The 10,991-nt window shown below is 71.8% G+C and carries 10 protein-coding genes; 5 read left to right on the plus strand and 5 right to left on the minus strand.

Going from position 1 to position 10,991, the window contains the following annotated elements; translation table 11 throughout:
* On the minus strand, positions 1–261 hold the full coding sequence (locus tag ACGF07_RS13605) for a hypothetical protein (RefSeq protein ID WP_350747765.1): 261 nt from the start codon (positions 259–261) through the stop codon (positions 1–3).
* A 433-nt stretch (positions 262–694) separates the two neighbouring features.
* Between ACGF07_RS13605 and ACGF07_RS13610 the strand changes: the two genes are divergently transcribed.
* Positions 695–907, plus strand: a complete 213-nt coding sequence (locus ACGF07_RS13610) for a DUF6269 family protein (RefSeq protein ID WP_392898233.1) — start codon at positions 695–697, stop codon at positions 905–907.
* A gap of 66 nt (positions 908–973) precedes the next feature.
* On the opposite strand, the gene ACGF07_RS13615 is transcribed toward ACGF07_RS13610, so the two are convergent.
* Together ACGF07_RS13615 and ACGF07_RS13620 are read right to left on the minus strand one after the other, a co-directional pair.
* Positions 974–1,738 (minus strand): TrmB family transcriptional regulator sugar-binding domain-containing protein, encoded by a 765-nt coding sequence (locus ACGF07_RS13615; protein WP_350747760.1) that lies wholly within the window; start codon positions 1,736–1,738, stop codon positions 974–976.
* A gap of 78 nt (positions 1,739–1,816) precedes the next feature.
* Entirely contained in the window at positions 1,817–2,566 is a 750-nt protein-coding gene (locus ACGF07_RS13620; RefSeq protein ID WP_350747757.1) for a LuxR C-terminal-related transcriptional regulator, read from the minus strand.
* Between the two features lie 583 nt (positions 2,567–3,149).
* Here ACGF07_RS13620 and ACGF07_RS13625 point away from each other — a divergent pair.
* The 4 genes from ACGF07_RS13625 to ACGF07_RS13640 all read left to right on the plus strand — a co-directional run bounded on the left by ACGF07_RS13625 (position 3,150) and on the right by ACGF07_RS13640 (position 7,652).
* On the plus strand, positions 3,150–5,921 hold the full coding sequence (locus ACGF07_RS13625; RefSeq protein ID WP_392898236.1) for an AMP-binding protein: 2,772 nt from the start codon (positions 3,150–3,152) through the stop codon (positions 5,919–5,921).
* Entirely contained in the window at positions 5,918–6,889 is a 972-nt protein-coding gene (locus ACGF07_RS13630) for an NAD-dependent epimerase/dehydratase family protein (protein WP_392898239.1), read from the plus strand. Before ACGF07_RS13625 ends, ACGF07_RS13630 begins: the two co-directional genes overlap by 4 nt.
* Entirely contained in the window at positions 6,886–7,290 is a 405-nt protein-coding gene (locus ACGF07_RS13635; protein WP_392898242.1) for a nuclear transport factor 2 family protein, read from the plus strand. The genes ACGF07_RS13630 and ACGF07_RS13635 overlap by 4 nt, the downstream gene beginning before the upstream one ends.
* Positions 7,291–7,496: 206 nt before the next feature.
* A complete protein-coding gene (locus tag ACGF07_RS13640) occupies positions 7,497–7,652 on the plus strand; it encodes a hypothetical protein (RefSeq protein ID WP_350750145.1) in 156 nt (51 codons plus the stop codon).
* 47 nt (positions 7,653–7,699) lie between these two features.
* Here the strand turns inward: ACGF07_RS13640 and ACGF07_RS13645 are convergent, their stop codons facing one another.
* Positions 7,700–9,628, minus strand: coding sequence for a BTAD domain-containing putative transcriptional regulator (locus tag ACGF07_RS13645; RefSeq protein ID WP_392898245.1), 1,929 nt, complete (start codon positions 9,626–9,628; stop codon positions 7,700–7,702).
* Between the two features lie 494 nt (positions 9,629–10,122).
* Positions 10,123–10,991, minus strand: an 869-nt coding sequence (locus tag ACGF07_RS13650; protein WP_392898247.1) for an acyl-CoA carboxylase subunit beta, incomplete at its 5' end; no start/stop codon positions are given.

A 10,991-nucleotide genomic window follows, 5' to 3' on the forward strand; every position in this document is an offset into this window, starting at 1 on the left:
TCAGGCTCCCGGCTTCTGGTACTGCTTCTCGACACCGTGGTCCGTCGTGGCGTAGTTGCTCGCCGTGGTGTGCACCTTGCCGCCGAGGTCGATCAGCGCGTCGAGGTTCACCCCGAGCTCGTCCTGCCAGGCCGACCAGAAGGTCTTGACGGCGTCACCCGCGTGATCGCCGAACACCGCCGGGTCCGACACGTTCAGTTTGCCGAGCGCGTCCTTCACCGACCGGACGTCCTGCCCCGCGGCGATCAACCGGTCCCCCACGTCCCCGAGTTTGTCCGGATGCGCACTGAACCCCGTCCCGGCACCGTCGCTGCCCATACCCGCTCCCCCGTTCCCCGTCGACCGTCCGAAGATCGCCGGACAGCATAGCGGCAGTTCCGCCACCTCCCGCCGGGAGGAACGCCGGGTCGGACGGGTGTGCGCACAACCCGTCGGATCTGTACGGAACGGACACAGGATCGAGGGGAAGTCTTGGGGGAAGCCGGGGCGGCCGCGGCCGTCCCGGCACCGGTCCGACCGACGTGGATCCAGCCACTTTCGGTGCCGGGGTGAGAAATGTGCGACGGCGTACGCAACGATGTGTGGCGAATCGGTGACTCATACAGGTCGGTTCAAGGCGCCGCATAGGTGGATTACCGATACTGATTCACAACGGGGGCCGTACCAAGGACAAGCGCCGCATCCAGGAGGAGCTATGGACAACGATCGGCTCGACCGCGTTCGAATCCCCCACCCGCTGTCCGTGCTGGACCAGATAGAACAGGACCACGAGGCCGAGGACTCGGCCTACCTGCAGTCCTGTGACACGCCGTGGGGTGAGGTCCTGGCCGCGTACATCGACGTCCTCACCGAGCTGATCACCTCGCAGGCCGAGGGCGACGAGCCGGGCGAGCAGACCGACGCGTGACGGCGCCGCCTCGGACGGCGTCCTGAGGAAAGCGCGGCCGACCGCCCTGCGCCGCCCTCGGTCCGATCACTCGGAGCCGGAGCGGCTCGGGGGCAGCAGGCCGAGTTCGGCAGCCCGGACCCCGGCCTGGAAACGGGAGTTGGCGCTCAGCAGGGTCATGATCTCGGCGACGTACCGCCGGTAGGTGCGCACCGAGATGGCGAGCTCACGCGCGGCGACCTCGTCGGTGACCCCGGCGCGCAGCGCCCCCAGGATCTGGCGGGCGAAGGCCGCCCGGGCACGGTCACCGAAGACGATGCGCTCGTTGGCGGGCACGGAGCCCCGCCAGACGTTGTCGAAGAGGATGTGCAGGGTGTGGATCACCTCCGGCACCCGGATCACCGCGGCCCGCCGGTTGACCCCGGTGCCGGTGACCACCAGGGCCGCCTCCCGGTCGACCATGACCGCCTGGAGCGGGGGGACCCGGGCCACCCGGATGGCCACCGGGTGCGGCAGGTCGATCTGTTCCCGGACGAAGGTCTCGTCGAGCAGCTCCGGCGAGCTGAGCAGCTGGACGGTGACGGACGGGTCCGCCTTGTAGAGGAGCCCTCGTTCGGACCGCTCGGAGCGCTCCTCCTCCTGGATCCGCCTGGCGTGCACGATGTCGATGCTCGAACGCGCTCCGGTGATCATCGCCTCCGCCGTTGCGAGGACGTCCCGGTAGGGTCCGCTGATCGCGGTGATGAGCCGATCGGTGGAATAGCGGTCGCGGTTCATCGCGACCGTCGACTCGATCAGCGCGCTCACCCCGAGCAGCGCCTCCTCCAGTTCGTCCACGGCCCGATCCGGCACTGCTCCAACCCTCTCCGTCGCCTTGCTGACAGTCCCGGCGGTCCCCACCCGGTGTGGGCGGGCGGGGACCGGCCCCGATCACCCCTGGCTGGCCAGCAGCCCCAGCTCGACCGCCCGGAAGCCCGCCTGGAAGCGGGAGTTGGCGCCGAGCTCCCGCATGATCTCCGCCACGTGGCGACGGTAGGTGCGCAGGGAGACGTTGAGCTCCTGCGCGGCGACCTCGTCGGTGTGGCCCTCCCGGAGCATCTCCAGGACACGCCGCGTCTGGGCGGTGTCGAGGCGCGGGCTCAGGGTCACGTGGTGGACCAGCGGCCTGGCACGCGACCAGGCGCCCGCGAAGAGGAGGTCGAGGGCGCGGACCACGGCGGGATCGTTGACCGTGACGGCGTCCCGGCCACCACGCCCCGCCGCCCCGGAGCGGACCAGCGCACCCCGGCCGTCGACGATCAGCACCTCGCGCAGGTCCGTCTCGGACACCCGCACCTCGACCTGAGGCATTCTCAGGTTCGCGAGCAGGTCGACGGCGCCTTCGGTGGCGGCACCCACGCAGAGCACCCGCACGACGGGGCCGCCCTGGGCATGCTCCGCCCGTGGCGGTCTGGAGAGCACCCGACGGGCCTCGACGGCGAACTTCCCGTTCGAGACGAGCGCCAGGCTCACCGAGCGACGGGCGCCGGCGATCAACTGCTCCACGGTCTCGCTGAACGCCTCCGCGTCGGTGCGCGACACCGGTGCGGGACCGTCGGCGCGCCGACGGTGCAGCGAGACCGTCGACTCGATCAGCGCCCTGGCCTGTAGCAGAGCCTCCTCGACGTGCTCCGCGTGCACCTTCGGAAGTTCGGCTCCCGGTCCGGTCGTTAAAGTCCTTACACCCACTGTTCCTAGCCCCCGTTGATCCATCCCGCGCTCATCCGTTGCGCACGCTCCAGGCTCAGCTGGAAGCACCTGCCGTTCGGAGCGGAAGACCCCCTTCTGGTGGGAGGCGTGCGAACGGGACAGAGATCAACCACACCCTAGTTCGACGCCCATCGCCCGTCAACGAAACGTCTCCGGGCTTGGTTTGCGCGCATATAGCACAGCGGGTCGGCTATGCAGCGCCCTACGGCCATCGCGACAGCAAGATGTCGATCAGCGGCCGAACCGACGGCCTCACCTTCCGCTTCCGGCACCCGGGGCTACCCGTCCGTCACCAGCCGTAGCACCGCGCGGCTCTTCAGGCCAGCGCCCGTCCCGTCAGGCGAGACACGGCCTACGGTTTCGACCGCACGGCCCCACGGACAACAGGGGCCCCACGCTTCCCCTTATTCGGTCCTTACCCAATGGTTCGCCGCCCCTACACCCGCCAGTCCGGGCTAGGGCCTTCTCCCTGCTCGTCCCCCCGGCTCCACCAGAGCCACGCCTAGGAGAAACCATGACCACACCACCCACGACCATCGTCGATCTCCTACTGAGAGCGGCCGAACGGCAGCCGTCGAGCGGTCTGCGCTACTGCACCGGCGGTTCCGGCGCCGGCCACCGCGACCAGAGCCACGTCGAACTGCTCGCCGGGGCGCGCCGGCTGCTGACCGGACTGCGGGCGCACGGGCTGCGGCCGCAGGACAAGATCGTGCTCCTGCTGGAGGACCCGGCGGAGTTCCTCACCGCCTTCTGGGCCGCGCAGTTGGGCGGCTTCGTGCCCTGCCCGATGGCGCCGCAGCGTGGCGACCGGAGCCGCTGGGCGGCGCAGCTCGAGCACGTGGACGCGCTGCTGGACAGGCCGCTGGTGGTCACCGATGCGGCACTGGCGGCCGAACTGCCGCCGGTGGAGGGCCTGGTGGTCACCACGACCGACACTCTGGGCCGGACCGCCGACGGGCACGACGGTGAGCCCGCCGGCGAGCCGCACCGGGCCGCGCCGGAGGACGTCGCGGTGCTGGTCCTGACCTCCGGATCGACCGGGAACTCCAAGGCCGTCGAGCTCAGCCACGTCAACCTGCTGGCGTCCATGGCCGGGAAGAACGGCTACCACCGGCTCACCGCGACGGACACCTCGCTCAACTGGGTCTCCTTCGACCACGTCGCCGCGCTGCTGGAGTGCCACCTGCTGCCGCTGTCCGTCGGCTGCCGCCAGGTCCACGCCTCGGCCCAGGTGGTCCTCGGGGAGCCGCTGGAGTTCCTGCGGCTCGTCTCCGAGCACCGGGTGACCATGACGTTCACCCCCAACTTCCTGCTCGGGCTGCTGAACACCGCCGCCGAGCGGATGCCCGCGGCCGACCGCGAGCGGCTCGACCTGAGCGGGCTGCGGCACATCGTCAGCGGCGGTGAGGCGGTGGTCTGCGCGACCGGCCGCACCTTCCTGGAGCGGTACGCGCCGTACGGTCTGGACCCGGCGGTGCTGTGGCCGGCCTTCGGGATGACCGAGACCTGCGCGGGCAGCATCTACTCGCTCGGCTTCCCGCAGGCGGACGAGGGGCGGGAGTTCGCGAACCTGGGCACGCCGGTGGAGGGGCTGCGGATCCGGGTCGTCGACGCGGAGGACCGCGCACTGCCCGAGGGCGAGGTCGGTGAGCTCCAGCTGAACGGCCCGATGATCACCCGTGGTTACCACAACAACGAGGAGGCGACCCGGGAGGCGTTCACCGCCGACGGCTGGTTCCGCAGCGGCGACCTCGGCCGGATCGACGAGGGCCGGCTCTCCCTGGTCGGGCGCAGCAAGGACAGCGTCATCGTCAACGGCGTCAACTACTTCAGCCACGAACTGGAGACGGTGCTGGAGCAGTTGGACGGGGTGAGCCCGGCGTACGTCGCCGCGTTCCCCACCCGCGCGGCCGACGGTGACACCGAGCAGCTGGTGGTCGCCTTCCACTGCCCGCTGCCCGCCGAGGACGAGGCGGGTCGCTACCGGACGCTGGCCGCCATCCGCAGCACCACCGTGCTGACCTGGGGCTTCCGGCCCGCCCTGATCCTGCCGCTGCCGATGGACGCCTTCCCGAAGACCAGCCTGGGCAAGATTCAGCGGGCCCTGATGCGCAAGCGGCTGGAGTCCGGCGCCTACGCTCAGGAACTGCGCGTGGTCGAGGAGTTGACGACGCGCCGTCTCGGCGGGTACACCGCTCCGGAGGACGGGACGGAACGGATCGTCACCGAGATCTACGCCGAACTGTTCGACACGGAACCGGACCGGATCAGCGCCACCGCCAGCTTCTTCGACCTGGGCGGCACCTCGCTGGACATCCTGCGGCTGCGCGGCAAGGTCGCGGAGCGGCTGGGCCTGGCGGACCTGCCGATCATCACCGTGCTCACGGCGCCGACCGTCCGCACCCTCGCGAGCCGTCTCACCCAGCTGCGGGGGCTGGGTGAGACGGAGTACGACCCGATCGTGCCGATGCAGGTGAGCGGTGACAAGACGCCGCTGTTCTGCGTCCACCCCGGGGTCGGCGAGGTGCTGGTCTTCGTCAACCTGGCCCAGTACTTCGTGGGGGACCGGCCGTTCTACGCGCTGCGCGCCCGGGGGTTCAACGAGGGCGAAAAGCCGTTCCGGACGTTCGAGGAGATGGTGGACACCTACGTGACCGCCGTCCGGGCCCGGCAGCCGCACGGCCCGTACGCCCTGGCCGGCTACTCCTTCGGTGCCGCGGTGGCCTTCGAGATGGCCAAGGTGCTGGAGGGGCAGGGCGAGCGGGTCGACTTCGTCGGCAGCTTCAACCTGCCGCCGCACATCAAGTACCGGATGGACGAGCTGGACTTCATCGAGACGGCCGTCAATCTGGCGTTCTTCATGGCGCTGATCGACAAGAAGCAGTCCCTGGAGCTGCCCGGGCAGCTGCGCGGCCTGCCGCGGGAGGAGCAGCTGGCCAGGTTGCTGGCCCTGGCGCCGCCCGCCCGGATCGCCGAACTGGACCTGGACCAGCCGAAGTTCGCCGCCTGGGCGGAGCTGGCCGACCGGCTCACCGACCTCGGCCAGTCGTACCGGCCGAGCGGCTCCGTCCGCTCGATGACGGTCCTCTACGCGGACCCGCTGCGGGGCACCAAGGAGGACTGGCTGGCGAACGAACTGCGCCGGTGGGACGACTTCACCGAGGAGGCCAACCGGTACGTCGAGGTGCCGGGAGAGCACTACACCCTGATGGGCCCGCAGCACGTGGCGGCCTTCCAGGCGATCCTGCGCAAGGAGCTCGACCGGGCGATGGGAGAGGGCAAGTGAGGGGCAAGAAGATCCTGGTGACCGGCGGCACCGGTCAGGTCGCACGTCCGGTCGCGGAGGCGCTCGCCGCCGCCGGGAACGACGTGTGGTGCATCGGCCGCTTCGGCACCCCGGGCGTGGCCGAGGAGCTCCGGGCGCGGGGCGTCACCACCTGGCGGTGGGACATGGAGGACGACTCCGAGCAGGCGCTCAAGGGCCTGCCGGAGGACTTCACCCACGTCATCCACTCCGCGGTCCGGCGCGGCGACGACGGTGACTTCAACCGGACGATCGACGTCAACACCACGGCCACCGGCCGGCTGATGGCGCACTGCCGCACCGCCGAGGCCTTCCTGTTCGTGTCGACGGGCGCGCTCTACGCCCGGCAGACCCTCGACCACGCCTACACCGAGGACGACCCGGTGGACGGCGTCGCGGACTGGCTGCCGGCCTACCCGGTCGGCAAGATCGCGACCGAGGGGGCCGTCCGCGCCCTGGCCCGGGTGCTCGGCCTGCCGACCACCATCGCCCGGCTCAACATCGCCTACGGGCCCGGTGGTTACGGCGGCGTCCCGATGCTGTACTTCCAGCGGATGCTCTCCGGCCAGCCCATCCCGGTGCCGCGGGAGGGCCAGAACTGGTGCTCGCCCATCCACACCACCGACATCGTCCGGCAGGTGCCCCGGCTGTGGGAGGCCGCCTCGGTGCCCGCGACCCTGGTCAACTGGGGCGGCGACGAGGCGGTCGGCATCACCGACATCGTCCGCCACCTGGAGGAGCTGACCGGGGTGTCCGCCCGGCTGGTGCCGAGTGACGTCACCCGGGAGACCTACCGGTTCGACCCCACGCTGCGCCGCCGGCTGACCGGCCCGTGCGAGGTCGACTGGCGCGAGGGCCTGCGCCTGACCCTCGCCGCCCTCCACCCCGATCGCCTCAGGCCCCGGTACGCCGCATCCGAGCACGTCCAGCACCGAGGAGCCCGCACGTGACCCGGGAGAACGCCAACCTCGACCTCGTCCACGCCGCCTACCGCGCCTTCCACGACCGGGACGTGGCCGCCCTGCTGGCGACCATGGACCCGGGCATCGAGTGGGTCCACCCCGAGGGCCTCGCCGCGTACGGACTGGGCGGCACCAAGAACGGCCACCAGGGGGTGCTGGACTTCCTGGCCAAGGTCCCGACCGTGCTGGGCGGCATGCGGCTCGAACCGCGGGAGTTCGTGCACTCCGGTGACCGCGTGGTGGTGTTCGGCGTCCGCGCCGTCACCTCGCTGAGCGGCCGCACGGAGACCCTGCCGTTCGTCCACTCCTGGACCTTCCGGAACGGGCTGGCCGTCCGGATGGAGGACGTCTTCGACACCGTCGTGTTCACCCGGCTGATCGACGGCTGAGCCCGGACGACCGTCCGACCGCGAGGGGTGCCCACCGGGCGCCCCTCGCGGTGCCCAGGACGCTACCCGAGGCGCCCATAGGACTTCTATAGGGCCGCTCTCGATCCCGGCGACACGACCGCAGGGGACCGATAGGGACGCCATAGCCGCACGTCGGATCCTCGCTCCACGACCAGGAGACCCACGAGTTGGGACCGGAGGCCACCATGGAAACGACGACCACGGACACGGCCGCGCCCGAGCAGGCGCGCCCGGAGTACCTCGACATCGAGCTCATTCTCGACGACCCCGGCCTACTGGCGACGGTAGCGCCGATGCCGGGCCGCAGCCTGGACTTCGGTCACGCGGGCGGTTGCGGCTGACGCCGCGGTCAGGCAGACCGGTCGGCCGCGCCCCGGGGCGGGGTGACTCAGGCCACGAGCGCGGCGGCCGGCTGTTCCTGGGCGACGAGGCGGACCAACGAACCCATGCGGTAGAGCAGTTCCGCAGGCTCGGGATCGGCGGTCAGCAGCCTGGCCTCGGTCAGCAGCTCCAGCACCTCCTCCGCCTCGCAGTCGGAGCAGCCGAGCAGCCTGGCGGCGTCCGCGAGGGACACGCTGTCGGCCCCGGCCCGCGCGAAGGCCCGAAGGGCGGTACGGGCGGCCGGGTGCACTCTCCGCAGATCCGCCGCCAGGCTGGCCCTGACGTCCAGTTCACCGAGGCGCAGCTCGTCCAGGCGGTTCTCCGCCGAGGTGAGTCGGTCGGCCAGTCTGGCCGCCGTCCAGTGCGGGTGGCCGGCCAGTCGGCTCGCACAGATCCGCAGCGCGAGCGGCAGCCGGTCGCAGAGTTCGACGATCCGGGCCGTCGCCCCCGGATCCGTGCTCACCCGTTCCCGGCCGGCCACGGCGAGCAACTGGTAGGCCTCCGGGAACTCCAGGGGGCCGATCCACAAGCGCTGCGCCCCCTCGATCGTGGCGAGCGCCGAGCGGCTGGTGACGACGGTACGGCCGCACTCGTCGGAGGTGAGCAGCGGACGGACGGCCCGCTCGTCCTCGGCGTTGTCCAGCAGCACCAGGACCTTCCGTCCGGCCAGTCGGCTCCGGTAGAGCCGGACCAGCTCGTCCGGACCGTCCGGCAGTCGGCGTCCATCCGCCCCGAGGGCGCACAGGAAGGCGCGGAGGACCTCGGCGAGGTCGCGCGGGAGGCCGTCCGGGCCGCGCAGGTCGGCGTAGAGGACGCCATCGGGGAAGCCCGACCGGGCGAGGTGGGCAGCCTGGACGGCCAGCGCGGACTTCCCGCAGCCAGCACCGCCGGTCAGCAGGATCGGGCCGGTCGGCTCCCCGGGACAGGCCGGGCGGTCCTGCGCCGCCCCGCCCAAGGCGGCCTGCAACGCCGCGAGGTGGCGCTGCCGCCCGACGAAGTCGGCGACGGCCGGCGGCAACAGCACCGGCACGACTCCGGTCCACGCGCCGGTGGGGCGTTCGGAGGCCGGATGGCCGCCGGGCGGGGCCGGTGCCGGTGGCGCGCTCAGCACTGCCGTCGGCGGGTGGGCGGCGGCCGGCCCGGGCAGGGTGCCGGAGAGGACCTGCGAGTGCAGCTCGCGCAGGGTCGCACCCGGGTCGACGCCCAGTTCCTCGGCGAGCAGGCGCCGCCCCTGCTCGTACACCTCCAGCGCGTCGCTCTGCCGGTCGCAGCGGTAGAGGGCTGCCATCAGCTGCCCGCGCAGGCGCTCCCGGGTCGGGTGCTCGGCGACCAGTCCGCGCAGTTCGGGGACGGCGGCCCGGTGACCGCCCAGGGCGAGATCGGCCTCGATGCGGTTCTCCAGGGCGGCGAGCCGGCTCTCCTCCAGTTCCGGCAGTGCCTTCTCGGCCAGCTGCGCGGTCACGCCGGTGAGCGGCGTGCCGCGCCAGTGCCCGAGCGCGGCGGAGAGCAGGTCGGCGGCACGGCGGTGTTCGCCGGCCTCCAGGGCGCGCCGGCCGAGCTCGGCGTCCCGACGGAACTCGTGGAGGTCCACCCGCGCCGAGCCGATGTCGAGCCGGTAGCCGGGCGCGCGGCGGATCAGGTCGACCTGCGGCCCCAGCCGACCGCGCAGCCTGGAGGCGTACGTGTGCAGTTGTGCGGTCCAGGTGGCCGGTGGATCCCAGCCCCAGAGCAGGGCGCTCAGCCGCTCGTCGGGCAGCAGGCGGCCGTCGGACAGCAGGAGGGCGGCCAGGACGGACCGCTGTTTGGCACCGTCCAACCTGATCTCCCGGCCGTCGGCCACCGCCTCCACCGGGCCGAGGAGTCGGAACTCCAGGGTGGGTTCCGCCAGGCGGACGTCCGCTTTCCCGATGACGCCCGAGGCCTTGAGGTGAACCATGACACGCTCGTTCCGCCCGGCCGCCTCCGTGTCGGGACGACCGTACTGAGCCGCCCTCATGGGCACTCCTCACCTCGCACCCCCCGGTCGAGCCGGGCTGCCCGCTTCCGCCGCACCGTTGTGTCGAACTCCTCCACCTGCCGTGTCGCGGCGTGGTCGGGAGAGGCCGGGAAGCCGGGCACCACCCGGGTCGTCAGCCGTCTCCCCTCGGCCGTGGCCGCGTGTTCTCGATCTTGCCGCTCCGCCCTTGCTACCAGTCGGTGCAGCGCGGAGCCAAGCCGTCCTGCAGGAACCTGTCAGGCTCGGCTCGGGAAGACGCGGGCGGCGGCGCGCCCCCGACGGTCCGCATCGGCGGTCCGCCGGGGTCCGGCAGGTCCGCTGGCGCAACGCTGGACAGCCGGCGCCAGGATTGCCGCCAGGGCGGCCGGTTCCCGGCCCCCGGCTGCCCGTGCAATACCGGAGCACCGGGTCGGCCGCGGCCGCCGCGCGCCCGCTCACTGCGGCGGGTTCCCGTGCTTGCGGGACGGCAGCGGCGCGTGCTTGGTGGCGAGCATCTCCAGTGCGGCGATGAGCGTCGCCCGCGTCTCGGCCGGGTCGATGACGTCGTCCACCAGGCCGCGTTCGGCCGCGTAGTACGGGTGCATCAGCTCGGCGGTGTACTCCTTGACCAGCTGGGCGCGGGTCGCGTCCGGGTCGTCGGCGGCGGCGATCTCCCGGCGGAAGACGACGTTGGCGGCGCCTTCGGCGCCCATCACCGCGATCTCGTTGGTGGGCCAGGCGTACGACAGGTCGGCGCCGATGGAGCGGGAGTCCATGACGATGTAGGCGCCGCCGTAGGCCTTGCGCAGGATCAGCGAGATGCGCGGCACGGTGGCGTTGCAGTACGCGTAGAGCAGCTTGGCGCCGTGCCGGATGATGCCGCCGTGCTCCTGGTCCACGCCCGGCAGGAAGCCCGGGACGTCGACCAGGGTGACCAGGGGGATGTTGAAGGCGTCGCAGAGCTGGACGAAGCGCGCGGCCTTCTCGCTCGCGTGGATGTCCAACACCCCGGCCAGGGAGTTGGGCTGGCTGGCCACCACCCCGACCACTCTGCCGCCCATCCTGGCGAGCACGCACAGCACGTTGGTGGCCCAGCGCTCGTGGACCTCCAGGTACTCGCCGTGGTCGACGATCTCCTCGATCACCTTGCGCATGTCGTACGGGCGGTTGCCGTCGACGGGCACCAGCTCCAGCAGGCTGTCGTTGCGGCGCTCGACCGGGTCGTCGGCGACGACGGACGGCGGCATCTCGCGGTTGTTCTGCGGCAGCAGCGACAGGAGGTAGCGGACCTCCTCGATGCAGGACTGCTCGTCGTCGTAGACGA

The sequence above is a fragment of the Kitasatospora sp. NPDC048194 genome, assembly GCF_043202455.1.
GTDB lineage: Bacteria > Actinomycetota > Actinomycetes > Streptomycetales > Streptomycetaceae > Kitasatospora.

Bases quoted from the DNA above. Each gene is read 5' to 3' on its own strand.
- ACGF07_RS13610 (WP_392898233.1), top strand. From the start codon at position 695: ATGGACAACGATCGGCTCGACCGCGTTCGAATCCCCCACCCGCTGTCC.
- ACGF07_RS13625 (WP_392898236.1), top strand. From the start codon at position 3,150: ATGACCACACCACCCACGACCATCGTCGATCTCCTACTGAGAGCGGCC.
- ACGF07_RS13640 (WP_350750145.1), top strand. From the start codon at position 7,497: ATGGAAACGACGACCACGGACACGGCCGCGCCCGAGCAGGCGCGCCCG.
- ACGF07_RS13645 (WP_392898245.1), bottom strand. From the start codon at position 9,628: ATGGTTCACCTCAAGGCCTCGGGCGTCATCGGGAAAGCGGACGTCCGC.